22 protein-coding genes are annotated in these 26,316 nt (G+C 75.0%); 18 read left to right on the top strand and 4 right to left on the bottom strand.

All coding sequences use genetic code 11. The features are described from left to right. Positions 1–31: 31 nt before the first annotated feature. The 5 genes from efp to H505_RS0135980 all read left to right on the top strand — a co-directional run bounded on the left by efp (position 32) and on the right by H505_RS0135980 (position 3,813). Complete coding sequence (gene efp, locus H505_RS0135960; protein WP_026405820.1) at positions 32–589, top strand: elongation factor P; 558 nt, start codon at positions 32–34, stop codon at positions 587–589. A gap of 33 nt (positions 590–622) precedes the next feature. Then, positions 623–1,039: a transcription antitermination factor NusB gene (nusB, locus tag H505_RS0135965; protein ID WP_026405821.1), complete on the top strand. Its 417-nt coding sequence runs from the start codon at positions 623–625 to the stop codon at positions 1,037–1,039. A 114-nt stretch (positions 1,040–1,153) separates the two neighbouring features. Continuing rightward, positions 1,154–1,939 (top strand): class I SAM-dependent methyltransferase, encoded by a 786-nt coding sequence (locus tag H505_RS0135970; RefSeq protein ID WP_084551186.1) that lies wholly within the window; start codon positions 1,154–1,156, stop codon positions 1,937–1,939. Between the two features lie 32 nt (positions 1,940–1,971). Next, positions 1,972–3,237, top strand: coding sequence for a DNA polymerase IV (locus H505_RS0135975; RefSeq protein WP_026405823.1), 1,266 nt, complete (start codon positions 1,972–1,974; stop codon positions 3,235–3,237). A gap of 147 nt (positions 3,238–3,384) precedes the next feature. Then, on the top strand, positions 3,385–3,813 hold the full coding sequence (locus H505_RS0135980) for a DUF3040 domain-containing protein (RefSeq protein WP_026405824.1): 429 nt from the start codon (positions 3,385–3,387) through the stop codon (positions 3,811–3,813). An 84-nt stretch (positions 3,814–3,897) separates the two neighbouring features. Here H505_RS0135980 and H505_RS48405 read toward each other — a convergent pair whose 3' ends face one another. The 4 genes from H505_RS48405 to H505_RS0135995 all read right to left on the bottom strand — a co-directional run bounded on the left by H505_RS48405 (position 3,898) and on the right by H505_RS0135995 (position 8,722). Continuing rightward, on the bottom strand, positions 3,898–4,215 hold the full coding sequence (locus tag H505_RS48405) for a hypothetical protein (RefSeq protein ID WP_051301532.1): 318 nt from the start codon (positions 4,213–4,215) through the stop codon (positions 3,898–3,900). Between the two features lie 178 nt (positions 4,216–4,393). Then, positions 4,394–6,442, bottom strand: a complete 2,049-nt coding sequence (locus H505_RS46570; protein WP_051301533.1) for a transglutaminase TgpA family protein — start codon at positions 6,440–6,442, stop codon at positions 4,394–4,396. 53 nt (positions 6,443–6,495) lie between these two features. Then, complete coding sequence (locus H505_RS0135990) at positions 6,496–7,782, bottom strand: DUF58 domain-containing protein (RefSeq protein ID WP_026405825.1); 1,287 nt, start codon at positions 7,780–7,782, stop codon at positions 6,496–6,498. 4 nt (positions 7,783–7,786) lie between these two features. Further along, positions 7,787–8,722, bottom strand: a complete 936-nt coding sequence (locus tag H505_RS0135995) for an AAA family ATPase (RefSeq protein ID WP_051301575.1) — start codon at positions 8,720–8,722, stop codon at positions 7,787–7,789. A 520-nt stretch (positions 8,723–9,242) separates the two neighbouring features. On the opposite strand from H505_RS0135995, the gene mraZ reads away from it, so the two are divergent. From mraZ to ftsZ, 13 genes are all read left to right on the top strand, one after another. Further along, on the top strand, positions 9,243–9,674 hold the full coding sequence (mraZ, locus tag H505_RS0136000; protein ID WP_026405827.1) for a division/cell wall cluster transcriptional repressor MraZ: 432 nt from the start codon (positions 9,243–9,245) through the stop codon (positions 9,672–9,674). Between the two features lie 233 nt (positions 9,675–9,907). Continuing rightward, positions 9,908–10,906: a 16S rRNA (cytosine(1402)-N(4))-methyltransferase RsmH gene (rsmH, locus tag H505_RS0136005; protein ID WP_051301576.1), complete on the top strand. Its 999-nt coding sequence runs from the start codon at positions 9,908–9,910 to the stop codon at positions 10,904–10,906. After that, a complete protein-coding gene (gene ftsL / locus H505_RS48410) occupies positions 10,903–11,613 on the top strand; it encodes a cell division protein FtsL (RefSeq protein ID WP_051301534.1) in 711 nt (236 codons plus the stop codon). Before rsmH ends, ftsL begins: the two co-directional genes overlap by 4 nt. 554 nt (positions 11,614–12,167) lie before the next feature. Further along, on the top strand, positions 12,168–13,883 hold the full coding sequence (locus H505_RS0136015) for a peptidoglycan D,D-transpeptidase FtsI family protein (RefSeq protein WP_482146153.1): 1,716 nt from the start codon (positions 12,168–12,170) through the stop codon (positions 13,881–13,883). 93 nt (positions 13,884–13,976) lie between these two features. After that, positions 13,977–15,512, top strand: coding sequence for a UDP-N-acetylmuramoyl-L-alanyl-D-glutamate--2,6-diaminopimelate ligase (locus H505_RS0136020; RefSeq protein WP_026405830.1), 1,536 nt, complete (start codon positions 13,977–13,979; stop codon positions 15,510–15,512). Beyond that, the gene (locus H505_RS0136025) at positions 15,509–16,948 is read left to right on the top strand and encodes a UDP-N-acetylmuramoyl-tripeptide--D-alanyl-D-alanine ligase (protein ID WP_026405831.1); all 1,440 of its coding nucleotides are present in this window, start codon (positions 15,509–15,511) and stop codon (positions 16,946–16,948) included. Before H505_RS0136020 ends, H505_RS0136025 begins: the two co-directional genes overlap by 4 nt. Then, positions 16,945–18,000, top strand: a complete 1,056-nt coding sequence (mraY, locus tag H505_RS0136030; protein ID WP_026405832.1) for a phospho-N-acetylmuramoyl-pentapeptide-transferase — start codon at positions 16,945–16,947, stop codon at positions 17,998–18,000. Before H505_RS0136025 ends, mraY begins: the two co-directional genes overlap by 4 nt. Next, complete coding sequence (murD, locus tag H505_RS46580) at positions 17,985–19,457, top strand: UDP-N-acetylmuramoyl-L-alanine--D-glutamate ligase (protein ID WP_051301535.1); 1,473 nt, start codon at positions 17,985–17,987, stop codon at positions 19,455–19,457. Before mraY ends, murD begins: the two co-directional genes overlap by 16 nt. Before the next feature lie 11 nt (positions 19,458–19,468). After that, the gene (gene ftsW, locus H505_RS0136040; protein ID WP_026405833.1) at positions 19,469–20,752 is read left to right on the top strand and encodes a putative lipid II flippase FtsW; all 1,284 of its coding nucleotides are present in this window, start codon (positions 19,469–19,471) and stop codon (positions 20,750–20,752) included. Positions 20,753–20,777: 25 nt separating this feature from the next. Next, the gene (murG, locus tag H505_RS0136045; RefSeq protein ID WP_026405834.1) at positions 20,778–21,872 is read left to right on the top strand and encodes an undecaprenyldiphospho-muramoylpentapeptide beta-N-acetylglucosaminyltransferase; all 1,095 of its coding nucleotides are present in this window, start codon (positions 20,778–20,780) and stop codon (positions 21,870–21,872) included. Further along, positions 21,869–23,290 (top strand): UDP-N-acetylmuramate--L-alanine ligase, encoded by a 1,422-nt coding sequence (murC, locus tag H505_RS0136050; RefSeq protein ID WP_026405835.1) that lies wholly within the window; start codon positions 21,869–21,871, stop codon positions 23,288–23,290. Before murG ends, murC begins: the two co-directional genes overlap by 4 nt. Positions 23,291–23,519: 229 nt before the next feature. After that, positions 23,520–24,308 carry a cell division protein FtsQ/DivIB gene (locus tag H505_RS0136055; protein WP_245592719.1) on the top strand — a complete coding sequence of 263 codons (789 nt, stop codon included), beginning with the start codon at positions 23,520–23,522 and terminating at the stop codon, positions 24,306–24,308. A 476-nt stretch (positions 24,309–24,784) separates the two neighbouring features. Next, entirely contained in the window at positions 24,785–26,314 is a 1,530-nt protein-coding gene (ftsZ, locus tag H505_RS0136060; RefSeq protein ID WP_026405837.1) for a cell division protein FtsZ, read from the top strand. Positions 26,315–26,316 lie beyond the last annotated feature (2 nt).

Consider the following 26,316-nt stretch of genomic DNA (forward strand, 5'->3'; position numbering starts at 1 on the left):
AACGCGGGTCCGCGACCGGGAGAACAACGCAGTGGCGACGACGAACGACCTGAAGAACGGCATGACGCTGAACCTCGACGGCCAGCTGTGGACCGTCCTGGAATTCCAGCACGTCAAGCCCGGCAAGGGCGGCGCGTTCGTCCGCACCAAGCTCAAGAACGTCCTGTCGGGCAAGGTCGTCGACAAGACCTTCAACGCCGGCACCAAGGTCGAGGTGGCCTCCGTCGACAAGCGGGAGATGCAGTACCTCTACCGCGAGGGCGACGACTTCGTGTTCATGGACACCGAGACCTACGACCAGCCGCAGATTCCGGGCACCGTCGTGGGCGACGCCGCGGACTACCTGCTCCCCGAGCAGAACGCGGTCATCGCCTTCAACAACGACAATCCGCTGTACGTCGAGCTGCCCGCCGCCGTCGTGCTGGAGATCACCGAGACCGAGCCGGGCCTGCAGGGCGACCGCTCCACCGGCGGCAGCAAGCCCGCCACGCTGGAGACCGGCGCCCAGATCCAGGTCCCGCTGTTCATCACCACCGGCGAGAAGGTCAAGGTCGACACCCGCTCCGGCGACTACCTCGGCCGCGCCTGACGTCCGCCGGCGAGCGGAGCGAGAGCGAGACACATGAGCGCGCGCACCAAGGCGCGGAAGCTGGCGCTGGACATCCTGTTCGCGGCCGAACTCCGCGAGGAGGAGCCGACGGCGGTGCTGGCCGCCCGCGGCCGTCCCAACCAGGACGAGCTGGCGGAGTACCCGCACGCCGTACGGCTGATCGAAGGCGTCCAGGAGCGGCGGGAGCGGATCGACGAGCTGCTCGCGACCTACGCCACCGGCTGGACGCTGGAGCGGATGCCGGTCGTCGACCGCAACATCCTGCGGATGGGCGTGTACGAGCTGCTGTGGGTCGACGACGTCCCGGACGGCGTCGCGGTCAGCGAGGCGGTCGGGCTGGCCACCGAGCTGTCCACCGACGAGTCCCCGCGGTTCGTCAACGGCCTGCTGTCGCGCCTGCAGCAGCTGAAGCCGTCGCTGGCGCTCTGACCCGGCCGCGGGCGTCCCCGTGGGCGCCGTCCCCGCGGCCGGGGTCCGCGCCCGGGGCCGGTGCGCCCGGGAGGTCGCGGACGGCCGCCGTCCGGACGACTAGGGTGGGGTGCGATGAGCGACGTTAGGGGAGTGGCCGTGGCCGGCCGGCAACTGAAGCGGACACGGGGCGGCGGCCGCGTGCGCAACGCCGTCCTGTGGGAGGCGCTGCGCTCGGTCCTGGAGCGGATCACCCCGGAGGCCGGGGCGAGCGACATCGTGGACGTGGGCGGCGGGACCGGCGGCTTCGCCGTGCCGCTCGCCGAACTCGGGCACCGCGTCACCGTCGTGGACGCCAACCCGGACGCGCTCGCCGCGCTGGAGCGCCGCGCCGCCGAGTCCGGGGTGCGGGTCCGCGCCGTCCAGGGCGACGCCGTCGACCTGCCCGACCTGCTCGGGCCCGACGCCGCCGACCTCGTCCTGTGCCACAGCGTGCTCGAGTACGTCGACGACCCGGCGGCGGCGACGGCGGCGCTCACCGCGACCGTCCGGCCCGGCGGGTCGGTCAGCCTGCTCGCGGCGGGGCAGCTCGCCGCGGCGCTGTCCCGCGCGGTCGGCGGGCACTTCGACGACGCCCGGCGGGTCCTGGCGGACGCGTCCGGGCGGTGGGGCGACGGCGACCGGACGCCCCGCCGGTTCACCCGGGAGACGCTGACGGCCCTCGCCGAGGGCGCCGGCCTGCGGGTCGCCGAGTTGCACGGCGTGCGGATCTTCGCCGACCTGGTGCCGGGCGGGATCTCCGACGGCGACAGCGACTCCGCCGAGGCGCTGCTCGCGCTGGAGTCCGTCGCCGCCGTCCACCCCGTCCTGCGCGACCTGGCCGCCCAGCTGCACCTCGTCGCCGACAAGCCGGCGGCCTGAGCGCCGGTGCGAACCTCCCGCGGAGTCGTCCCGTGAGCCGCAAGCAGCAGCTCCACCGGCCCGGCCCGCAACCCGGGCCGCCCGCCGACGACACCGGCTGCGCGATCCTGCACGTCGACATGGACGCGTTCTTCGTGAGCGTCGAGCTGCTGGACCGCCCCGAGCTGCGCGGCCGCCCGGTGATCGTGGGCGGCGCGGGCGCGCGCGGGGTGGTGTCGGCGGCGTCCTACGAGGCCCGCGAGTACGGGGTGCACTCGGCGATGCCGATGACGCGCGCGCGGCGGCTGTGCCCGCACGCGGTCGTCCTGCCGGTGAGCCACGGCAAGTACTCCCGGGTGTCGGCGTCGGTGTTCGAGCTGTTCCGGTCGGTGACGCCGCTGGTGGAGCCGCTGTCGCTGGACGAGGCGTTCCTGGACGTCTCCGGGGCGGTGCGGCGGCTCGGGCGGCCGGCCGAGATCGCCCGGAGCATCCGCGAGCAGGTCCGCGCCCAGCAGGGCATCACGTGCTCGGTGGGCGTGGCGAGCACCAAGTTCGTCGCCAAGCTCGCCTCCACCCGCTGCAAGCCGGACGGGCTGCTCGTCGTGCCCGCCGACGGCGTCGTCGAGTTCCTGCACCCGCTGCCCGTCGCGGCCCTGTGGGGCGTGGGGGAGCGGACCGAGCAGGCGCTCGCCCGCCTCGGGCTGCGGACGGTCGGGCAGCTCGCGCAGGTCCCCGTCGCGACCCTCCAGCGGGAGCTGGGCAACGCGCTGGGCGCCCACCTGCACGAGTTGGCGTGGGGCCGCGACCCCCGCGACGTCGTCGCGCACAGCCCCGACAAGAGCGTCGGCGCCGAGGAGACGTTCGAGACCGACGTGGACGACCCCGAGGTGATCCGCCGGGAGCTGCTGCGGCTCGCCGAGCGGGTCGGCGAGCGGCTGCGCGCGGGCGGGCACGCGGCACGCACCGTGAGCGTCAAACTGCGGATGGCGAACTTCAAGACGATCACCCGCTCCCGCACCCTCGCGGAGCCCACCGACCTCGCTCGTGTGATCTACATCACAGCGTGCGGGCTCTATGAGGGGGCCGGGCTGGAACGGGTACGACTCCGCTTGGTCGGGGTGCGGGCGGAGAACCTGCTCCCCGCCGGCGAGGCCCCCCGTCAGCTCGCCCTCGACGAACCGGAGAGCGGATGGCGTGAGGCCGAGCGAGCCATGGACCAGGTCGCACACCGGTTCGGCCGCGGCGCGGTCCGCCCCGCCGCGCTCGTCCGGCGTGCGGAGGACGGTGACGGACGTGACGGTGGTGACGGGAGACGATGAAGAAACACGGTGAAGTGTCCGAACGGCCCCGCACGGCGGGCCGTCCGCTTTCGTCCGCCCGTCAGTGCTCGTATTCTGGGCATATCACCGTTGACGTTCCCGTCCTGCACCGGATACCCCGTCGCGGGGCTGTCGTTGGGAGGCGCCGTGCCGCTGTCTGAGCACGAGCAGCGCATGCTCGAACAGATCGAGCAGCAGCTGTACGCCGAGGATCCGAAATTCGCGCACGCGGTCCGCTCGACCAACCCGCAGGTCCACTACAAGCGGCGGATCGTCAAGTCCGCCGTCGGTTTCGTCGTGGGCGTCGGCGTGCTGATGGCCGGACTCGTGATCAATGCGGGGGCGGCCACCATCGCGATCAGCGTGGCCGGCTTCCTGCTCATGCTGGCCTCCTCCCTGTGGGCCCTCACGAGCTGGAAGCGGATGGCCGGCATCGGCGACGAGCCCGCCCGGCCGAGCCGCCGCGGACGCGAGGGGCGGCAGGGCGGCCGCCAGAACCGCCAGGACCGCCCGAAGGGCTCCTTCATGGAACGCATGGAAGAGCGCTGGCGCCGCCGCACCGAGGGCGACTACTGAGCCCGGGCGCGGACCCGGAACCCGCCTCCGCGCCACGGCACTCCCGGAACCCGGGCGGCACCGCCGCCCGGGTTCCGCGCATCGTCACCCGCGCCGGACCCGCTCGCCCAGCGCCCGCAGCCGCGCCACCGGACCGTCCGGCCGGGCCGCCAGCGCCGCCACCCGGTCCCCGGCCGACCGCAGCGTCCCGCGCGCCTCCGCCAGCGTCGACGGCGGCAGCAGCCGCGCCCGCAGCCGCGCGCGCCGCCCGGCCGCCGCCGCGACCGCGTCCCGCACCGTCCGGACGTCCGCCCGCAGCCGCTCCGGCGGCTCCGCCGAGCGCCGCCGCGAGTACCGCGCCAGCTCCTCCGCGCGGGCGATCCGGCGCAGCGCCTGCGCGCCCGCCGCGTCCAGCTCCAGCACCTCTCCGAGCCGCCGCGCCGCCGCGCGCGGCGAGTCCCCGGCGCGCCACTCCAGCCCGTGGTCCAGGGCGTCCGCGCGCAGCTCCCGCCACGCCGCGTGCGCCGCGTCCGCCGGATCCTGCGCCCGGGAGCCCGCGCCCGCCGCGCCCGGCCCGGCGGGCGGCGCGCCGGGCGCGCCGTCACACCTGACCCCCCCCGCCGGCGGGGTCCGCCCCGGCGCCGGCGAGCCCCGCCCACCGGCGCCGCCGCGCGACCAACCGCGCCACCGCCGGGACCGCCAGGGCCGCCAGGACGAGCAGGCCGCCCGCGGCCCACGGCAGCGCCGGGAAGCCGCCCTCGTCCTCCTGCGGCCGCGCCGCCGCGTCCTGCGGCCGCGCCGTCGCCGCACCGGTCGGCGAGTCCTGCGCCGCCGCCGGATCCTCGTCCGCCGACGACCCCGAGCCGCTCGAAGAGGACGTCCCCGCGTCCGCCCCCACCCCGGTGGACGCCACGGGCGTGCTGTAGGACGGCGCGGTCGCCGTGCCCTGCCCCTGGAGACCAGACGGGGTCGGCTCGAACCGCACCCAGCCCGAACCCGGGAAGTACAGCTCCGGCCACGCGTGCGCGTCCCGCGACCGCACCGTCCACTCGTCCGGGCCGCTCTGCACCCCGGACGTGTACCCGAGCGCCACCCGCGAAGGGATCCCCAGGATCCGCGCCATCAGCGCCATCGAGGCGGCGAACTGCTCGCAGTACCCCCGCTTGCTGTGCAGCAGGAAGTCCACCAGGTCGCTGCCGCGCTTGGGCGCGGGCGCCGACAGGTCGTAGGCGAACCCGCCCGTGTCGGTGAACCACCGCTGCAGGCTGACGGCCTGGTCGTGCGCGCTCGACGCGCCCGCGGCGACCCGGCGCGTCAGCGACCTGACCTCCTGCGGGATGTTCTGCGGGAGGGCGGTGTAGCGGCGGACGACCTCCGCCGGGTAGCCCCCGGCGTTCTCCAGGTCGTCGCCGCTCGGCTGCGGGACCTCGCTCTGCACGGTGTAGGTCCGGCCCCCGGCCGAATCGCTCAGGGAGTAGACCATCAGCGATTCCGCGTCCACCCGCCAGTCGCCGTCGATCGACACCCGCGTCGGCGCGTACGGCAGCGGCAGGAACGTCATGTCCCGCACCTCGCCGCGGACCGACACCTCCGTCGTCACGTCGCGGGACCGGCCGGACGACAGCCCCGGCGGGTCCGGGAGCCGGTCGCCCTCGCGCAGCCGGTCGTCCGGCCGGCTGCGCAGCTTGCTGTAGGTCCACCGGCCGCCGTCGAACCGGTCCAGCGCGTACAGGCGCAGGTAGCCGGGGCCGATCGGGTCCCGGGTGCGGTAGGTCAGCACCACCGAGTCGTCCAGTTCGGTCAGCTCCCGCTTCAGGCTGACCAGGGGGTCGGGGGTCGTCACCGTCCGGGTGTCGCCGCCCGACCCGCCGCGCAGGTCCAGGATGCCGCGCTGCTGCAGGCCCGGCACCGCCGTCGGCAGCGCCACCGCGACGGCCACCGCGCCGAGCGCGATCCGGCGCCCGCCCGACGTCGCCGTCCCCGCGAGCGCGCCGGGCAGCGCGTCCCCGCCGCCCGCGCCGTCCCCGCCGGCGCCCGTCTCGCGGGGCGCCGTCCAGCGCCGCCGCGCCACCAGCGGCCCCCAGCCGCCGACCTGCTCCCGCGAGTCGGCCATCAGCAGGATGAGGAAGCCGAACGCCCCCACCGCGAACGGCACCCAGCCGACGCCCTCGTCCAGCACCGCCGCCGGGACGCTGTACATCGCCAGCAGCGGCAGCCCGGCGGGCGCCGCCCGGCGCAGCCCCACCGCGAGGAAGTCCACCAGCACCGCGACCGCCCCGACGCCCGCGGCCGTCAGCAGCTCGATCCCGGGCAGCACCGGCACCGGCGCGGCGTACCGGTTGGCCGACTCCCAGCCCGTGCCGACCAGGTCCGCGAGGCGGCCCAGCGACGCGGGCGTGGGAACGACCCCCAGCAGCGACTCCGACGCGGCGTAGAACAGGTTCAGGCCCAGCAGCAGCCCCAGCAGCCCCGCGAACGGCTGCAGCGGCGCGGGCACCCGCAGCCGCCGGGCGGCCAGCCCGCCCGCGGCCACCGCGGCCACCGCGCCGAACGCCCCCCCGAACCAGCCCGCCGACTCGAACAGCGGGGCCAGCCCCACCGCGCCGGCGAGCGTCGCCAGCGCGGCCGTCATCGTCATCCGCAGCCTCATGACCCGCCCTCGTAGCAGTCAGCTCGCATCGATCGGCCCGCCCCGGCCCGTCCTCAGCCCGCGCGGGCCGGGTCCTCGCCGGCCCGCGCCCACACGTCGGCCAGCTCCGCGGCCGTCCGGACCGTCACCACCCGCCATCCGCCGGCGCGCAGCAGGTCCTCCGCCCGCCGCGGCGCCCCGCCCGGGCTCCCCGCGGCGGCGTCCCCCGCGCCCGCGTCCCCGCCGGCCTCCGCGCGCGGCTCGCCGACCAGCACCGCCACGCGGGTCGCGCCGGTCCAGCGGGACGCCACGGTCCCGGCGTCCTCGGCCGACAGCGCCCCGAACACCGCGATCACCAGGCCGCCGCGCTCGCCGCCGCCCGCGCCCGCGAGCGCGAGCGCCTCCGCGGGCAGCGCGTCGGCCGATGACCTGCGGACCACCGCCAGCGCGTCCAGCAGCAGCCCCTCGAAGGCGCCGTCCGCCGACGCCGCCGCCGGCAGCTCCTCGCCGGCGTCCGTCACGTACCGCAGCCGCATCCCCGTCCGCACCAGGTGGACGCCGATCGACGCGGTCACCGACACCGCCCGCTCGAACGTCCCGCCCGGCCCGTCGCCCCAGTGCGCGCGGCGGCGGGTGTCGAGGAACAGCGTCCCGCTGCTCTGCCAGTGCTGCTCCTCGCGCCGCACCATCAGCTCGCCGCGCCGCGCCGTGGACCGCCAGTGCACCCGGCGCAGGTCGTCGCCGTGCCGGTAGTCGCGCGGCGCCACGTCGTCCTCGCCCGCCGCCGCCACCGCCCGGGCGAGGCTGTCGCCGCCGCCCGTCCAGGCCCCCGACAGCCGGCCCGGCCGCAGCGGCACGACCTCCGGCGTCACGGTGAGGGAGTCGCCCGCGCTGAAGGAGCGCACCAGCTCCACCATCCCGAACGGATCGGTGAGCCGGACCGTCAGCGGCCCCACCCGGTACCGGCCCCGCGCGTCCGCCCGGACCCGGTACCGCAGCTCACGCGACCCCTGCGGCTCGATCCGGTCGATGAGGAACCGCGCCCGGCCGCCCAGCGCGTACGGGATCCGGTCCTCCACCATCAGCAGCCCGCTCGGCAGCCGCGACACATTCTCCAGCCGCAGGTCGATCCGCGACTCCCGGCCCACCGGCAGCCGCGCCGGCGCCAGCCGCCGCGCGCACGCCAGCCGGTAGCGGGTGCGCGCCACCGCGAACGTGCACAGCAGCGGCAGCACCAGGACGAGCACCCCGGCGCGCAGCAGGTCCCGCTCGCCGAGCACGAACGCGCACGCGATCGCGGTCGCGCCGGCGGCGACGAACGACCGCCCGCGCGTGGTCAGGCCGGCCAGCGCTCTGCGCACCCGGTCACCTCCGGGGGGCGGGGACCGGCAGCCGGCGCACCAGGTCGGCGACGACGTGCTCGGACCGCCGCCCGTCCACCTGCGCCTCCGTGGTCGTCAGCATCCGGTGGGCCAGCACGGGGACGGCCAGTTCCTGGACGTCGTCGGGGATCACGTAGTCGCGGTCGTCCAGCGCCGCGTACGCCCGCGCCGCCTTCACCAGCTGCAGGGTGGCGCGCGGGGACGCGCCGAGCCGCAGCTCCGGATGCGCCCGGGTCGCGGCGATGAGGTCGATGACGTACTGCCGCACGTCCGGGGAGACCTCGATGCCCCGCACCACCTCGATCAGCTCGCGGACGTCCGTGGCGTGCGCGACCGGGGCCAGCCGGTCCAGCGGGGACGAACGGCCGTGCACGTCCAGCATCTCCAGTTCGGCGGCGGGATCCGGGTACCCCATCGAGATGCGGGCGGTGAACCGGTCGCGCTGCGCCTCCGGCAGGGGGTAGGTGCCCTCCATCTCGACCGGGTTCTGCGTAGAGATCACCATGAACGGCGGCTCCAGCGCGTACGTCGTGCCGTCGACCGTGACCTGCCGCTCCTCCATGCACTCCAGCAGCGCCGACTGCGTCTTCGGGGACGCGCGGTTGATCTCGTCGCCGACCACGATGTTCGCGAACACCGGGCCCGGCTTGAACTCGAACTCGCGCAGCTCCTGGTTGTAGGCGCTGACCCCGGTGATGTCGCTCGGCAGCAGGTCGGGCGTGAACTGCACGCGCCGGACCGAGCAGTCCACCGACCGGGCGAGGGCTTTGGCCAGCATCGTCTTGCCGACCCCGGGCACGTCCTCGATCAGCAGGTGCCCCTCCGCCAGCAGGACCGTGAGCGCGAGCCGCACCGCCGCCGGCTTGCCCTCGATCACCGATTCCACGGCGCCCCTGATCCGGCCCGCGACCTTCGCCAGGCGCTCGAGCCCGGGCCCGGGCTCCGCGCCGGCCGGTTCGCCGCGCGCGGCGGAGCGGGGGGATTCGCCGTGCGTTCCTACTGCCACCAAACCTCCTCAGCCGTCCGGCCGCGTGGGTGCCCGGCAGGGCCCGCGGGCCCGGCAGGACCCGTCCCCGGAAAACGCGGCCCCGCTTGCCGCGGGCGGTGCCGCGCTCCAACGCGCCACCCAAACAGACAGTACGTCGTCGCGATCGTCGTCGCGATGTTCACGGCGGACGTGAGCCCGGCATGTGTCGATCTCGACGGGTTCACGGTGGGACGTCCGTGAATCGGAGCGGCCGCCGCCGCGCGCCCGCCCGGCATCCGGCGCGCGGGAGGCCCCCTCGGCGCCCCACTCCGCACCACCCTTCCTGACCTGCGCTTTCTTCGTCGATCTTGTTCGGCCGAAGCGGTTTTCGTTGTTGACGGTGGGGAAGAGTGGAGTAGAGTGGGGCGCCGTGGGGGGCGGTAGCGTCCCTTGCGGCGCGGGAGGTGGGCCGGTGTTCCTCGGCACCCATTCACCGCGTCTCGACGACAAGGGACGGCTGTTCCTGCCGGCGAAGTACCGCGAGGAGCTGTCGGGGGGATTGGTGATCACGAAGGGCCAGGAACGCTGCCTGTACGTCTTCCCCATGGCGGAGTTCCAGCGCATCACCGAGGCTCTGCGCGCCGCGCCGGTCACCGAGAAGGCGGTACGCGCCTATAGCCGCGTCTTCTTCGCCAGCGCGTCCGACGAGGTTCCCGACAAGCAGGGTCGCATCACCATCCCGCAGCCGCTGCGCACTTACGCGGGTCTCGCCAAGGAGTGCACCGTGATCGGGGCGAACACGCGCCTCGAGATCTGGGACGCCCAGGCATGGGAGACCTATCTCGAGCAGGAGGAGCAGGTCTTCTCCGATGTCTCGGAGGAGGTGTTGCCAGGGATCCTCTGAGGTGAACGACTCGTCGGTCCGACGACCGGCACTGGCCCGCGTTCGGCCAGGTCTCCAGCCGCTCTCCAGCCATCTGGCGCAGCTTCCCCGGTGCCAGGCGGCGACCCCCGCGCAGGCGCGGTGAACTTCCTCCAGGGCAGCGGATGGGGACCTGGCCGGGCGAGGCCGCCGCCGGGGGGCGGACACGGTCCGGACCGGCGATGCTGCACAGAACCGCGAGCGAGTGGCAGCGCATGGGGGGTTTCGACATGGACGTGGGCGACCACGCGGCCGGGGCCGGTCACGTACCGGTCATGCTCGGTCGCGTCCTGGAACTGGCGGCGCCCGCGATCGACGCCGTCCCGCGCGACGAGACGCCCGTGCACATCGACGCCACCCTCGGCATGGGCGGCCACGCCGAGGCGATGCTCCGCGCCCACCCGCGGCTGCGCCTCATCGGCCTCGACCGCGACACCACCGCGCTGGAGCGCTCCGCCCGGCGCCTCGCCCCCTTCGGCGACCGCGTCGTCCTCGAGCACGCGGTCTACGACGAGATCCCGCGCGTGCTGCGCCGCCTCGGCGTGCCCGCCGCGCACAGCGTCCTGTTCGACCTCGGCGTCTCCTCCCCGCAGCTCGACGAGGCCGACCGCGGCTTCGCCTACTCCTACGACGCCCCCCTCGACATGCGCATGGACCGCACGCAGGGGCTCACCGCGGCCGACGTCGTCAACGACTACCCGCCCGCCGAGCTCGCCCGCATCCTGCGCGAGTACGGCGAGGAGCGGTTCGCCCAGCGCATCGCCGCCGCGATCGTCCGGGAACGCGAGCGCGAGCCGCTGGAGACCACGCGGCGGCTCGCCGACCTCGTGCGCACCGCGATCCCGGCCGCGACCCGCCGCACCGGCGGCAACCCGGCCAAGCGCACCTTCCAGGCGCTGCGCATCGAGGTGAACGGCGAACTCGACACCTGGCGCCGGGCGCTGCCCGCCGCCCTGGACGCGCTCCCGGTCGGCGGCCGGGTCGTCGTCCTCAGCTACCACTCCCTCGAGGACCGCATCACCAAGCAGGTCCTCGCCGCGCAGGCGACCGACACGACCCCGCCCGGCCTGCCGGTCCCGCTGCCCGAGCACGAGCCGCGCTTCCGGCTGCTCACCCGCGGGGCCGAGCTGCCGACCGACGAGGAGACCACCACCAACCCGCGGGCCGGATCGGTGCGGATGCGCGCCGCCGAGCGGGTCCGGGAGGCGACATGACGACCACCAGCCGACGTCCGCCGCGCACGCCGCCCAAGGGGAAGTCCCCGGCGCGGCGGGCTGCGGCGAAGAAGCCGCCGAAGGCCGCCGAGGAGACCAAGGCCCCGACCAAGGCTGCCAAGGCGACCAAGGCTCCGGCCAAGGCGGCCAAGGCGGCCAAGGCTGCCAAGGCTCCGGCCAAAGCGGCGGCCGAAACCGCGGCGAAGAGCGCGACCAAGCGCGCGGCCAAGGCCGCCGCGGCCGGGACCGCGGTCAAGGCGCCGGCCGCGCGGGCGTCCAAGGCCAAGGCCAGGGCCGAGGTCGCGCCCCGGCGGGCGGGGCAGTCGCCGCCGCGCACCCCGTTCATCCTGCTCATCGTCGGCCTGCTCGGCGGCGCCCTCGTCAGCCTGCTGCTCCTGAACACCGTCCTGGCGAAGGACGCCTTCACCCTCACCCGGCTGCAGCAGAGCAACGAGCGCCTCGCCGAGCGCGAGCAGGAACTCGCCCTCGACGTCGCCCGGGGCCGGTCGCCGGAGAACCTCGCGAAGATCGCCGAGAGCCTCGGCATGAAGCCGAACGAGGTCCCGGTGTTCTTCGACACCGACACCGGCCGCCCCAGCGGCCAGGAGATCCGCCCCGTGCCGCACGCGGACGCCGCGGCGGCCGGCGCGGCCAGCGTCATCGGCGTGCCGGGCACGGTCGTCCCCGGCGACGGGGCCGCGCGGTGACCCAGGGGCCGGGACGCGGCGCCGGGCCGTCGCCCGGCCGCGGGCGCGGCCCGCAGGGCCGCGGCTCCCGGGGATCGGCGGGCCGGGACGGCAAGAGCGGCCCGGGCGCGGCGCGCGCGTCCGGGCGCACCGACGGGACGGGCGGTCGCGGGGGTCCGCGCCGCCCGGCCCGCGGCGCGACGCCCCCGCCGCGCTCGTCCGAGCCCGCCAAGCCGTCCGGCAAGAGCGGCCCGAAGAAGCCGGGCGGCGCGAAGGGCGCGGCCAAGCCGGCCTCCGCGAGATCCGCCTCCGCGAAGACCGCCGCCCCGAAATCGAGCCCCGCCAAAACGACCTCCGGCAAGGCCGCGGCGCCCAAGGGCGGCTCCGCGAAGAAGGGCACCGGCACCGCGGCGGGCAAGCGCACCCCGGTGGCGTCGCCGCAGGGGCGCGCCCCCGCCCGGCCCCGCAAGGGCGCCGACAAGGGGCCCGGACGGACGCGCCGGCCGCGGCGCGGCGGCGGTTCGGGCCCGCCGCGCGGCCCGCGGCACCGCGGCGTCTTCGACCGCCGCGACCCGCTGAAGCGCCTCAACATCGGGCTGCTCGCCGTCGCGTTCGTGCTGTCGCTGTTCGCCGGGCGCCTCGTCCAGCTCCAGACCATCGACGACGACCGGTACGCCGAGCTGGCGCTGCGGCAGCGGGTCAAGGAGATCGAGCTGCCCGCCCTCCGCGGCGAGATCACCGACGCCAAGGGCAACCCGTTCGCGATGACGGTGGAGGCCCGGTCGGTGTTCGTCGACCCGTCGATCATCGAGCCGGGGAAGCGGCAGGAGATCGTCAACGCGCTGGCGCCCACCCTCGGCCTCAACCCCGCCACCGTGATGAAGGCGGTCAGCAAGCCCGACACCCAGTTCGTGTACCTGGCGCACGGCGTGCGCCCGGAGAAGGCCCGCATGATCAACGATTGGGGTTTCGCCGGGATCGGGACTTTGCCGGAGTATCGCCGGGAGTATCCCAACGGATCGCTGGCCGCGGGCGTCATAGGTTTCGTGAACGACTCGGGCAAGGGCGCGGCCGGGATCGAGGCCGCGATGAACGACGTGCTCGCGGGCCGCGACGGCCGGCAGCGCGTGGAGCTGAGCCTCGAGGGCCAGCACATCCCGATGGGCGAGGACCAGAAGCAGGCCCCCGTCCCGGGCCGCAGCATCCGCCTCACCCTCCTGCAGGACCTGCAGTACAAGGCGCAAGAGGCGATCACGCGGCAGGTCAAGGCGACCGGCAGCGAGGGCGGCAGCGTCATCGTCATGGACCCGCGCAGCGGCAAGATCCTCGCGATGGCGTCCGCGCCCGGCTACGACCCGAACCGCTACGGCGCGTCGAAACCCGACGTGTGGGGCAGCCCGCTCGTCCAGCGGGCCTTCGAACCCGGCAGCACCGGGAAGGTCGCCACGGCCGCCGCCGTCCTCGAGCACGGCGGCGTCACCCCGCAGACCCCGTTCACCGTGCCCGACCGCATCAGGCGCTACGAGCTGTTCCGCGACTCGCACCCGCACCCCACCGAGCGGCTCACCTTCGCCGGCGTCCTCGCCGAGTCCAGCAACGTGGGCACCATCCTGGCCGCCGAGCGGATCAGCGAGAAGCAGCTCTACGACACGCTGCGCGAGTTCGGCTTCGGGGAGAAGACCGGCCTGAACCTGCCCGGGGAGACGGCCGGGAGCCTCCGCCCGCCCGACCGGTGGTCCGGCACCGACCGGCACACGATCGCGTTCGGGCAGGGCCTCTCGGTGAACGCCGTGCAGATGGCCAGCGTCTACGCGACGATCGCCAACGGCGGCGTCCGGGTCGAGCCGAGCCTCATCGCCGGCACCGTGGACGAGGACGACGAGTTCGACCCCGCGGACGGTCCGGAGACCAGGCGGGTCGTCAGCGCCCGCACCGCGCGGCAGATCAGCGACATGCTGGAGGGCGTCACCACCGAGGAGGGTACCGCGCCCAAGGCGCAGATCGAGGGGTACCGGGTCGCCGGCAAGACCGGCACGGCCGAGCGGATCAACCCCGACACCGGGGCCTACCGGGGCGGCGGCTACGTCGCCTCGTTCGCCGGATTCGCCCCGGCCGACGACCCGCGGCTCGTCGTTCAGGTCGTCCTGGAGAACCCCAGGCGCGGCAGCCACTATGGTGGCGACGTCGCGGCCCCGGTCTTCCGGGACGTGATGGGCTTCGCGCTGCAGACCCAGAAGATTCCGCCGACGGGAAGCGAACCGCCGACGATCCGGACCCACGCGCGGGACTGATCGCAGCGAGTACCCTTCCACGCCGTGAGTCCACCGCCGAACTCATCGCCCGCACCGCGGCGGTTCCGTTCCGATTCCACCGAAAGTCACGTCATGCGTCCGACCACCAATCCGGCCCGCCCGCTGAGCGGGCTCGCGGAGCTCTTCGGGATCGAGGCCGGTGACCTGGGGCGGACGTCCGCCACCGGGATCACGCACGACTCCCGGGCGGTCCGGCCCGGCGACGTCTACGCGGCGCTGCCGGGGACCCGCGCCCACGGCGCGCAGTTCGCCGAGCAGGCCGCGCGGGCCGGCGCGGTCGCCGTCCTCACCGACCCCGCCGGGCACGAGCCGGCCGCCGCGACCGGCCTGCCGGTCCTGGTCGTCCCGGACGTCCGCGCCCGGCTCGGCGCCGCGGCGTCCTGGGTGTACGGGGAGCCCGGCCGCGACATCACCCTCATCGGCGTCACCGGCACCAGCGGGAAGACCACCACGGTGTTCCTCGCCGAGGCGGGGCTGCGCGCCGCCGGGCTCGAGACCGGCCTGGTGGGCGGCGTCGAGATCCGCGCGGGCGGCGACACGGTGCCGAGCGCGCTCACCACGCCGGAGGCCACCGACCTGCACGCGCTGCTGGCGATGATGCGCGAGCGCGGCGTCGGCGCCGCCGCGATGGAGGTGTCCAGCCACGCGCTCGTCCAGGGCCGGGTGGGCGGCGCCCGCTACGAGGTCGCGGTGTTCACGAACCTGTCCCAGGACCACCTGGACTACCACCCGACCATGCAGGACTACTTCCTCGCGAAGGCCCGGCTGTTCACCCCCGAGTACTCGGGCGTCGGCGTGGTCAACCTCGACGACCACTACGGCCGCGAGCTGCTGGAGATGGCCACCGTCCCGACCACGACGTTCTCCGCGTCGGGCGACCCGGGCGCCGACTGGCGCGCCGAGGACGTGCGCCTCGGCGCCGACGGCGCCGCGTTCCGCGTCGTCGGGCCCGGCGGCGTCGAGGCCGACGCGGGGGTGGCGCTGCCCGGCCCGTTCAACGTCGCGAACGCGCTCGCCGCGATCGTCGCGCTGGTGGAGGCCGGGATCACGCTGCAGGCCGCCGTGCGGGGCGTCGCGTCCTGCCCGGGCGTCCCCGGACGGCTGGAGCGGGTCGACGAGGGGCAGGACTTCACCGCCCTCGTCGACTACTCGCACAAGCCCGGCGCGGTCGAGGCCGTGCTGAACGCGCTGCGCCCGGTCACCGAGGGGCGGCTCGCGATCGTCCTCGGCTGCGGCGGCGACCGCGACCGCGGCAAGCGCCCGCTCATGGGGGAGGCCGCGCTGCGGCTGGCCGACATGGCGTATTTCACGAACGACAACCCGCGGTCGGAAGATCCACTGGCCATCCTCGGCGCTATGGTCGAGGGCGGGCTCAAGGTGCCGCAGCCGCAGCGGGCGCACGTCGTGGTGGAACCCGACCGTGCCGCCGCCATCGCGCTGGCCGTCGGCCGGGCCCGTCGCGGCGACGTCCTGGTCATCGCGGGCAAAGGGCACGAGCAGGGCCAGAACGTGGCCGGCGAGGTGCATCCGTTCGACGACCGCGAGGTCGTCCGCGCCGCGCTGCGGCGCCACATGGGTGAGACGAGAGGGGCGGGGACGCAGGCGTGATCCCACTTCCGCTGTCGACGATCGCGGAGATCACGGAGGGGACCGTGCACGGCGGCCCCCCGGACGCCGTGGTGCGCGGTCCCGTGGTCGTCGACTCCCGTGCGGCCGAGCCGGGCGCCCTGTTCGCGGCGCTGCCCGGCGAGCGCGCCGACGGCCACGACTTCGCCCCCGCCGCGCTCGCGGCCGGGGCCGCCGGGGTGCTCGCGCTGCGCCCCGTGGACGGGCCCGCCGTGCTGGTCCGCGACGTGCAGGAGGCGCTCGGGCGGCTCGCCCGGGGCGTGCTGGAGCGGCTCCCGGACACGACCGTCGCCGCGGTCACCGGGTCGGCCGGCAAGACCTCCACCAAGGACCTCATCGCGCAGGTCGTCGGGCGCGCCGGGCCGACGGTGTTCCCGCCCGGGTCGTTCAACAACGAGATCGGGTTGCCGCTGACGGTGCTGCGCGCCGACGCAGGCACCCGCCACCTGGTGCTGGAGATGGGCGCCCGCGGCGTCGGGCACATCGCCTACCTCACCGGCATCGCGCGGCCCGACATCGGCGTCGTCCTCAACGTCGGGACGGCGCACGTCGGCGAGTTCGGCGGCCGCGAGATGATCGCGAAGGCGAAGGGCGAGATGGTCGAGGCGCTCGCGCCCGGGGGCACCGCGGTGCTCAACGCCGACGACCCGCTCGTCGCGGCGATGGCGTCCCGCACGGCCGCGACCGTCGTCACGTTCGGGCGGTCGCCGGACGCGACCGTCCGCGCCGCGGACGAGACGCTGGACGAGCGGGGCCGCGCCCGGTTCACGCTGGTCACCCCCGAGGGGGCGGTGCCGGTCGCGCTGCGCCTGCACGGCTCGCACGCCGTCCCGAACGCGCTGGCCGCCGCCGCGGCCGCCCGCGCCGCCGGGATCGCGCCCGCCGACGCCGCCGCGGCGCTGTCGGAGGCCGAGCCGGTCAGCCGGTGGCGGATGGAGGTCGCCGAGACCGCCGACGGCGTCACCGTCGTCAACGACGCCTACAACGCCAACCCGGACTCCACGCGCGCCGCGGTCGACCTGCTCGCCCACATGGCCCGCGGGCGCCGCGCCTGGGCCGTCCTCGGCGAAATGGCCGAACTGGGCGACTCGTCCGCGTCGGAACATGCCAAGATCGGGGAGCATGTCGCCCGCAGCGGCGTCGCCGGCCTCATCGTCGTCGGCGCGAACGCCGCGGCGATGGCCGAAGGGGCCGCACGGGCGACGTCATGGACGGGAGAGTGCGTGCAGGTGGATGACGTCGGCGCGGCGGTGGCCGCGCTCAGCGAGCGGCTCGCGCCGCGGGACGTCGTACTGGTGAAGGGATCGCGGGTGACCGGTCTGGAACGGGTCGCCGAGGGCGTCCTGACCGGTCGGCGCGGGACGGGCGCGACGGCCCCCGCCGCCGGCGACCGGGGTGACGCGGAGGCCGCCCGATGACCGACATCATGATCGCCGCCGGGGTGTCGCTGGTCTTCGTGGCGCTGGGCACCCCGGTGTGGATCAGGATCGTCAACCGGCTCGGCTACGGGCAGATGATCCGCGACGACGGGCCCGAGGCCCACCTCACCAAGCGCGGCACCCCCTCGATGGGCGGCACCGTCTTCATCGTCGGCTCGCTCGTCGGGTACGCGGTGTCCCACCTGGTGACCGGGAACGCCCCCACGGTCTCCGGGATCCTGGCGCTGTTCCTGATGACCGGACTCGGGCTGGTCGGGTTCGTCGACGACTACATCAAGGTGTTCAAGCAGCGCAGCCTCGGCCTGCGCAGCGGCGCCAAGATGATCGGGATCATCCTGGTCGGCGTCGTGTTCGCGGTCGTGTCGCTGCGCTTCCCCAACGGCTACGACGTCACCCCCGCCTCCGCCCACATCTCCTTCCTGCGCGACTTCGGCCCCTCGATCGGCCCCTACTTCTTCGTGCTGTGGGCGCTGCTGCTCATCGCCGCGATGTCCAACGGCGTCAACCTCACCGACGGGCTGGACGGCCTCGCCGCCGGCCCGGCGGGCATGGTGCTGGCCGCGTACGTGGTCATCGGCAACTGGCAGCTGCGCAACAGCTGCTCCGCCGCCCTCGCCCCCAACTGCTACAGCGTCCGCGACCCCTTGGACCTCGCGGTCGTCGCCGCCGCCGTGCTCGGCGGCGTGTTCGGCTTCCTCTGGTGGAACGCCCCCCCGGCCAAGATCTTCATGGGCGACACCGGCTCGCTGGCCCTCGGCGGCGTGCTGGTCGCCCTGGCCATCCTCACCCGCACCCAGCTGCTGCTCGCGATCCTCTGCGGGCTCATCGTGATGATCACCCTGTCGGTGATCATCCAGGTCGGCGGGTTCAAGATGACCGGGAAACGCGTGTTCAAGATGGCGCCGCTGCAGCATCACTTCGAGCTGTCCGGATGGGCCGAGACCACGATCGTCGTGCGGTTCTGGCTCATGTCCGCCCTGTTCGTCGGGATCGGCATCGGCCTGTTCTACCTGGAATGGATGCCGAAGTGACGAACGGTCCCTGGGACGGGCTGCCGGTGTGCGTGGCCGGGCTCGGCGTGTCCGGCGCGGCCGCCGCGCGGGCGCTCGCCGCGCGCGGCGCCCGCGTCACCGCCGTGGAGGCCCGCGACGACGCGGAGCGGCGCGCGCTCGCCGCCGACCTGGAGGCCCGCGGGGCCGCGGTCAGGCTCGGCGACGGCGACGCCCTGCCCGCGGGCACCGAGCTGGTCGTGACCTCGCCGGGCTGGCGCCCGGACGCCCCGCTGCTCGCGGCGGCGGCCGCCGCCGGCATCGAGATCATCGGCGAGGTCGAGCTGGCGTGGCGGCTGCGCCCGGCCGAGGGCGCGGCGCCCTGGCTGGCGATCACCGGGACGGACGGCAAGACCACCGCCGTGCGGATGCTGGCGGGCATGCTCGCCGCCGCCGGGCACGACGCCCTCGCCGTCGGCAACGTCGGCACCCCCATCGTCGAGGCGGTCGCGGAGAAGCACGACGTCCTCGCCGTGGAGCTGTCGAGCTACCAGCTGCACTGGTCGAGCTCGCTCGCCCCGGCCGCGTCCGCCGTCCTCAACGTCGCGCCCGACCACCTCGACTGGCACGGCTCCATGGACGCGTACGTCGAGGCCAAGGGCAAGATCTACGCGCCCGGCTGCGTCGCCGTCCACAACGCCGACGACGCGACCTCCACGGCGCTCGCCGAGAACGCCGCGGACGTCGAGCGGCGCGTCGGGTTCACGCTGCGGGTGCCGCGCCCCGGCGAACTGGGCGTCGTCGAGGACCTGCTCGTCGACCGGGCGTACACGGAGAACCCGGCGACCGAGGCCGCCGAGCTGGCCGCGCTCGAGGACGTCCGCCCGTTCGCGCCGCACAACGTCGCGAACGCGCTCGCCGCCGCGGCCCTCGCCCGCGCCTACGGGGTGCCGCCCGAGGCGGTCCGGGAGGGGCTGCGCGCGTTCGTCCCCGACCCGCACCGCATCCAGCACGTCGCCGACGTCGACGGCGTCGCCTACGTCAACGACTCGAAGGCCACCCAGCCGCACGCCGCCGCGGCGTCCCTGGCGGCCTACGAGCCGATCGTGTGGATCGCGGGCGGCCTGCTGAAGGGCCTGGACGTCGACGACCTGGTCCGATCGTGCGCCGCGCGGCTCCGCGGGGTCGTGCTGATGGGCCGCGACCGGCACCGGCTCGCCGAGGCGCTCGCGCGACACGCGGCGGATGTCCCCGTCGTGGACGTCGCCGACACCGACACTGGGGCGATGGAACGCGTCGTCACCGAAGCCGCCGGGCTCGCCCGCCCCGGCGACACCGTGCTGCTCGCCCCCGTCGGGGCCTCCTTCGACATGTTCGCCAACTACCCGGCCCGCGGCGACGCGTTCATCGCGGCCGTCGAACGGCTCGCCGCCGCCCGCGGCGCGGCCGGCGGCGGCGGTGCCGCCGGGCCGGCGGACGGTTCCCGGAGCACCCGGTAGGGCACGGCGCGATGGCCTCCACATCGGCCGGTAGCGCATCGGCCGACCGGGCGGCGGGCGACCGCCGGACGCGGCGGTTCGGGCCGCGCGAGCGCGCGGTCGCCGCCGTCGGACTGCTCGACCGCCCGCTGACGTCCTACTACCTCGTCCTCGGCTGCACGATCCTGCTGACGGCGCTCGGCCTGACGATGGTGCTGTCGGCGTCCAGCGTCGAGCAGCTCCAGGCGACCGGCTCGGCGTACACGCTGGTGCAGAAGCAGGCGCTGTGGCTGGTGATCGGGCTGCCCGGCATGTGGCTGGCGTCCCGCCTCCCGGTGAAGACGTTCCGCGCGTGCGCCTACCCGCTGCTGCTGCTGTCGATGGTCGCGCTCGCGCTCGTCCTGGTGCCCGGCCTCGGGCGCAGCGCGTGGGGCGCGACCCGCTGGATCGACCTCGGGCCCGTGCAGATCCAGCCGTCCGAGCCCGCCAAGCTCGGCCTGGTGCTGTGGGGCGCCGACCTGCTCGCCCGCAAGGAGCGGCTCGGGCACCTCACCGAGTGGCGGCCGCTGCTGGTGCCGCTGCTGCCCGGCGCCGGGTTCCTGGTGCTGCTGGTCATGCTGGGCAGCGACCTCGGCACCACGCTGGTGCTGCTGACGATCTTCCTCGCGCTGCTGTGGGTGGTCGGCGCGCCCGGACGGCTGTTCGTCGGGATGGCCGGCATGGTGCTGCTGCTCGTGGCGATCCTCATCATCGTCGAGCCGTACCGGATGCAGCGCCTCACCGGGTTCCTCGACCCGTCCGGCAACACGCTCACCAGCAACTACCAGAGCCTCCAGGGGCTGTACGCGATCGCGTCGGGCGGCATGTTCGGCATCGGGCTGGGGGAGAGCCGCGCCAAGTGGGACTACCTCCCGCACGCCGAGACCGACTTCATCTTCGCGATCGTGGGGGAGGAGCTCGGGCTCGCCGGCACCCTCGTCGTGCTGGGCCTGTTCGGGCTGCTCACCTACGCGGGCCTGCGCATCGCCAAGCGCGTCCAGGACACCTTCACGCGCCTCGCCGCCGCGGGCGTCACCGCGTGGCTCGTCGTCCAGGCCGTCATCAACATCGGCGCGGTCATCAACGTCCTGCCCATCACCGGGATCCCGCTGCCGCTCGTGTCCTACGGCGGTTCCGCGCTGATCCCGACCCTGCTCGCCCTGGGCATGCTGCTCGCCTTCGCGAAACGGGAGCCCGGCGCGAGACAGGCACTCTCCGCACGGGGCCCCGGACCGGTCGTGAGGGCTCTAAGCTGGCTAGGGCTGGCACGTCGGTGATTTTCATGAGGAGTTGTCAACGAGCATGAGGGTTGTCCTGGCCGGCGGCGGCACCGCCGGACACATCGAGCCCGCCCTGGCCCTCGCGGACGCGCTGCGCCGCAACGACCCGAACACCGGGATCGTGTGCCTGGGGACCGAGCGCGGCCTGGAGACCCGGCTGGTCCCGCAGCGGGGGTACGAGCTCGCCCTGATCCCGCCGGTGCCGCTGCCGCGCACGCTGACCCCCCAGCTGCTGACGGTGCCCGGACGGCTGCGCGGCGCGATCAACGCGGCGGCGTCCGTCATCGACCAGGCGCAGGCCGACGTCCTCGTCGGCTTCGGCGGCTACGTCGCCACGCCCGGCTACCTCGCCGCCCGCAAGCGCAAGATCCCGATCATCGTGCACGAGGCCAACCCCAAGCCGGGCCTCGCCAACAAGCTCGGCGCCCGGTTCACCGAGCACGTCGCGGTGTCGCACGCCGACTCGCCGCTGCCCAACCCGACGTTCGTCGGGATCCCGCTGCGCCGCGAGATCGCCACGCTGGACCGGCTCGCGATGGGCGACAAGGCCCGCTCGTACTTCGGCCTGCTGCCCGACCTGCCCACCCTGCTGATCTTCGGCGGGTCGCAGGGCGCCCGGTCGCTCAACCAGGCCGCGGTGGCCGCCGCGCCGTACTTCCGGCAGGCCGGCATCCAGGTGCTGCACATCGTCGGGCCGAAGAACACCGAGGAGCCCGAACCGGTGTCGGGCGGACCACAGTACGTGACCATCCCTTACTGTGACCGCATGGACCTCGCCTACGCCGCCGCCGACATGGCCATGTGCCGCGCCGGCGCGATGACCTGCGCGGAGCTGGCCGCGGTGGCGCTGCCCGCGGTGTACGTGCCGCTGCCCATCGGCAACGGCGAGCAGCGGCTGAACGCCGAGCCGATCGTGGCCGCCGGCGGCGGGCTGCTCGTCGACAACGCCGAGCTGTCGCCCGACTGGATCGCGCACAACCTGCTGCCCGTCCTGGCCGACCCGGCCCGCGTCGCGAACATGTCGGAGGCCGCCGGGCGGATGGGCCGCCGCGACGCCGACGCGGCGCTCGCGCAGATGGTGTACGACGTGGTCCGCTCGGCGGGCGCCGCGCGATGAGCCTGATCGATCCCAGCGAGGTGGTTCCGGCCGGGGAGCTCGGCCGGGTGCACTTCATCGCCATCGGGGGCGCCGGGATGTCGGGCATCGCCCGGATCATGCTGCGGCGCGGCATCCCCGTGTCCGGCAGCGACGCCCGCGACTCCGAGCTGCTCGCCCAGCTCGGCGGGATGGGCGCCGACGTGTTCGTCGGGCACGACGCCGCGCACCTCGGGGACGCCGACACGGTGGTGGTGTCGACCGCGATCCGCGACGGCAACCCCGAACTCGTCGCCGCGCGCGAGCGCGGCCTGCGGGTCCTGCACCGCTCCGCGGCGCTCGCCGCGCTGATGGCCGACCGCCGCGCCGTCGCGGTCGCCGGCACGCACGGCAAGACCACCACCACGTCGATGCTCACGGTCGCGCTGCAGCACGCGGGCGCCGACCCGTCCTACTGCATCGGCGGGCAGCTCGTCACGACCGGCCTCGGCGCCGACGAAGGCACCGGCGACGTGTTCGTCGCCGAGGCCGACGAGAGCGACGGGTCGTTCCTGATGTACACGCCGCGCATCGCCGTGATCACCAACGTCGAGGCCGACCACCTCGACAACTACGGCGGCTTCGAGAAGGTCAAGGAGAACTTCGCCCGCTTCGTCGACCGCGTCGAACCGGGCGGGACGCTCGTCGCCGGCGCCGACGACCCGGTCGCGATGGACCTGGCCGAGCGCGCGCGCGAACGGGGCCTGACCGTCCGGACGTACGGGGAGGCGGAGGGCGCCGACCTGCGCGTGACCGGATTCACCCCCCGCGGCCTCGGCTCCCGGTTCCGGATCGACGGGGTCGGCGAGGTCGCGCTCGGCGTGCCGGGCCGGCACAACGCGCTCAACGCCACCGCCGTCGTCGCGGTCGCGCAGGCCCTCGGGCTGGACGACGCCGCGGTGCGGGACGGCCTCGCCGCGTTCGGCGGCGCGATGCGGCGGCTGGAGCCCAAGGGCGAGGCGGGCGGCGTGGAGGTGTTCGACAGCTACGCCCACCACCCGACCGAAGTGACCGCCGACCTGGACGCCACCCGCGACTACACGCGCGAGAAGGGCGGCCCGGGGGACGATGGGCCCCGCATCATCGCGGTGTTCCAGCCGCACCTGTACAGCCGCACCCGCTTCTTCGCCGACGAGTTCGGCGCCGCGCTCGGCCTCGCCGACGTCGCGGTCGTCCTCGACGTGTACGGCGCCCGCGAGGACCCGGAACCGGGCGTCACCGGCAAGCTCGTCGCCGACGCCGTCCCGCCGGGCACCGAGACCGTGTACGCGCCCGTCCGGGACGACGTGCCCGGGATCGTGGCGTCGCTGGCCCGGCCCGGCGACCTCGCCATCACGCTGGGCGCGGGGGACGTCACCGCCCTCGGCCCGCTCATCCTGGAGCGCCTCGCGTCCCGCTGACCGACGTCCGGAGCGAAGCGGAGGACGGCGGTCAGCTGTTTTTGTCGGGGGGTGTGGGGGGTTGTCCCCCCACTGGTGTGGCGACCGACGTCCGGAGCGGAGCGGAGGACGGCGGGCGGCTGTTCGGGCCCGCGTCATGGGAGCAGTCGACGGTGTCGGGGCGCGGGGGTGACACGCCGGGGGCGGCGCGGTCGGCGGCCGGCCGCGGCATCACTGCCAAGCTTGGGTCATGAGCGAGTCGCGCACGGGTCGGCGCGAGCCCGACAGGGAGGCCGACATCGACGCCGACATCGACGCCGACATCGAGCCGGGGGCGGAACCCGAGGCGGAAGCGCGGGCGGGGAGCCGCTGGAAGGCGGTGTTCGTCGCGCTGCTGGTCGTCGGGATGCTCGGCGCGGTGACGTGGGTGCTGCTCGGCTCGCGCCTGCTGGTGGTGCGGCACGTGGAGGTGAGCGGCACCGACCTGGCGCCGCGCGACCGGATCACGGCCGCCGCCGGCGTCGCCCTGGGCGTGCCGATGGCGCGGCTCGACACCGGCGAGATCCGCGCCCGCGTGGAGCGGCTGCGCGAGGTCGAGTCGGCCGAGGTCGAACGGCGCTGGCCGGGCACGGTCCGGATCGTCGTGGACGAGCGCGTCCCCGTCGCGGTGTTCGAGCACGGCGGGCGGTACCACCGGATCGACGGGCACGGCGTGGTCGTCGCCGACGGCACGGCCCGCCCGTCGGGGCTGCCCACGCTGAGCGTCGGCGCGCCCGGGCCGTCCGACGCGTCGACCCTCGCGGCCCTGCGCGTCCTCACCGTCCTGCCGGACGCGCTGCGCGGGCTGGTCGCCGAGGTCGAGGCGACCGCGCCCGAGACCGTCACCCTGTACCTGAACGACGGGCGGACGGTCGTGTGGGGCGCGGCCGAACGGGCCGAGGAGAAGGTCAGGCTGCTGGAGGCCCTGCAGCGGACCGCGGCGGGACGCGCCGTCCAGAAGGTGGACGTCAGCTCGCCGGACGTCCTCATGACGAGCTGACCTCGCGGCCGGTTCGGGAGACGGTTCGGCTCCGGTGCGTGTGTCGGAGCGCGCGGCGCCGTCCGATGGGGCACGCTGGACGGGCCGGCCGCGCACGGGGCCGGTGGATTGGGACGGCAGAGACCGATGATTCGGACGTTGTACGGCGGGACGGTGCGGGGAACGGCCCCCGTGGGAGGATGTCTCCCGCACCGAGGGCGTCGCCAACCTGGGCAAACCGGCGCTGAGTGCGACACGCCGGTGGAGTTCGGGGGAGGTTAGTTGACCCTGGCGGTAAGGCCGCCCTACTGTCCGTATCAGTCCTCAGGTTGACATAACTGTAAGCCTCAAGTTGAGGGTGAGGGTTGAGGCGGCCCGGTCCGGCGGACCGGACGCTCCGGCTCGCGCCAATTGCACACAGGTCAGGAAACACCGCGGCGGCACGGTCGGCAGACCGGTCAGGCGGTCGGATAGAGCGAGCGGAAAGGCCCCTCGTCGTGGCAGCACCGCAGAACTACCTCGCGGTCATCAAGGTCGTCGGCATCGGCGGCGGCGGCGTCAACGCCGTCAACCGGATGATCGAGGAGGGACTCAAGGGCGTCGAGTTCATCGCTATCAACACGGACGCCCAGGCGCTGCTGATGAGTGACGCCGACGTGAAACTGGACGTGGGCCGGGAGCTCACCCGGGGCCTCGGCGCCGGCGCGAACCCGGACGTGGGCCGCAAGGCGGCCGAGGACCACCGGGAGGAGATCGAGGAGGTCCTCAAGGGCGCCGACATGGTGTTCGTCACCGCCGGTGAGGGCGGCGGCACCGGCACCGGCGGCGCGCCCGTCGTCGCCAACATCGCGCGCTCGCTGGGCGCCCTGACGATCGGCGTGGTCACCCGCCCGTTCAGCTTCGAGGGCAAGCGCCGCGCGATGCAGGCCGAGGCCGGCATCGAGACGCTGCGCGACGAGGTCGACACCCTCATCGTCATCCCCAACGACCGGCTGCTGTCGATCTCCGACCGGCAGGTCAGCGTCCTCGACGCCTTCAAGGCCGCCGACCAGGTGCTCCTGTCCGGTGTCCAGGGCATCACCGACCTGATCACCACCCCGGGCCTGATCAACCTGGACTTCGCGGACGTCAAGTCCGTCATGTCCGGGGCCGGCTCGGCGCTCATGGGCATCGGCTCCGCGCGCGGCGACGACCGCAGCGTCGCGGCGGCCGAGATGGCGATCTCCAGCCCGCTGCTGGAGGCCAGCATCGACGGCGCCCACGGCGTGCTGCTGTCGATCTCCGGCGGTTCCGACCTGGGCCTGTTCGAGATCAACGAGGCCGCCCAGCTCGTGTCGAACGCCGCGGCGACCGACGCCAACATCATCTTCGGCGCGGTCATCGACGACGCGCTCGGCGACGAGGTCCGCGTCACGGTGATCGCCGCGGGGTTCGACGAGGGCCGCCCCACGAAGCCGGCCCCGGAGCCGGACCACCGTAAGACGCCCCCGCCGCCGCGCCCGGCACCGCCGCCGCCCCCGAGCTCCGCGCCGGCGCCCGCCGCGCCCGCCCCCGCGGCGCCGCAGAACCCGATCCCGAGCCGGGTCGGGCGCTCGGACGCGACCGGCCCGCAGCAGGCCCCGCAGCACGGGCAGCAGCACGCGCAGCAGACGGTCGCGCAGGCCGCCGCCGCTCCGCAGCCGCCCGCCCAGCCGCCGGCCCCGGCGCCGCGGACCGAGCCCGAGCGGCCCCAGCCGCCCGCGCCGCCCGCCGCCGACGACCGTCCGGTCGCCGGCCGGCCCGCGCCCCGCGACGAGGCCGCGCACAGCCCCCCGCCGGCCGAGCCCCCGGCGCAGCCCGCCGACCAGCGCGCCGGCGAGCAGCCGCAGCGTCCGCCCGCCCCGCGCCCCGCCGCCGACCAGCCCTCGCGCGTGCACGCCGGCGAGAACGACGGCGGCCCCGCCGCCTCCGGCAAGCGCCCGCCGCGCCGCGTCGTGTTCGACGAGGAGGACGACCTCGACGTCCCCGACTTCCTGAAGGGACCGTGACC

Origin of the sequence: Actinomadura rifamycini DSM 43936, assembly GCF_000425065.1 — a bacterium.
Classification (GTDB): domain Bacteria; phylum Actinomycetota; class Actinomycetes; order Streptosporangiales; family Streptosporangiaceae; genus Spirillospora; species Spirillospora rifamycini.

Bases quoted from the DNA above. Each gene is read 5' to 3' on its own strand.
- ftsL (WP_051301534.1), top strand. From the start codon at position 10,903: ATGACGACCACCAGCCGACGTCCGCCGCGCACGCCGCCCAAGGGGAAG.
- murC (WP_026405835.1), top strand. From the start codon at position 21,869: ATGAGCCTGATCGATCCCAGCGAGGTGGTTCCGGCCGGGGAGCTCGGC.
- rsmH (WP_051301576.1), top strand. From the start codon at position 9,908: ATGGGGGGTTTCGACATGGACGTGGGCGACCACGCGGCCGGGGCCGGT.
- H505_RS0136055 (WP_245592719.1), top strand. From the start codon at position 23,520: ATGAGCGAGTCGCGCACGGGTCGGCGCGAGCCCGACAGGGAGGCCGAC.
- ftsW (WP_026405833.1), top strand. From the start codon at position 19,469: ATGGCCTCCACATCGGCCGGTAGCGCATCGGCCGACCGGGCGGCGGGC.
- mraY (WP_026405832.1), top strand. From the start codon at position 16,945: ATGACCGACATCATGATCGCCGCCGGGGTGTCGCTGGTCTTCGTGGCG.
- murG (WP_026405834.1), top strand. From the start codon at position 20,778: ATGAGGGTTGTCCTGGCCGGCGGCGGCACCGCCGGACACATCGAGCCC.
- H505_RS46570 (WP_051301533.1), bottom strand. From the start codon at position 6,442: ATGAGGCTGCGGATGACGATGACGGCCGCGCTGGCGACGCTCGCCGGC.
- murD (WP_051301535.1), top strand. From the start codon at position 17,985: ATGGATGCCGAAGTGACGAACGGTCCCTGGGACGGGCTGCCGGTGTGC.
- H505_RS0135970 (WP_084551186.1), top strand. From the start codon at position 1,154: ATGAGCGACGTTAGGGGAGTGGCCGTGGCCGGCCGGCAACTGAAGCGG.
- H505_RS0136020 (WP_026405830.1), top strand. From the start codon at position 13,977: ATGCGTCCGACCACCAATCCGGCCCGCCCGCTGAGCGGGCTCGCGGAG.
- nusB (WP_026405821.1), top strand. From the start codon at position 623: ATGAGCGCGCGCACCAAGGCGCGGAAGCTGGCGCTGGACATCCTGTTC.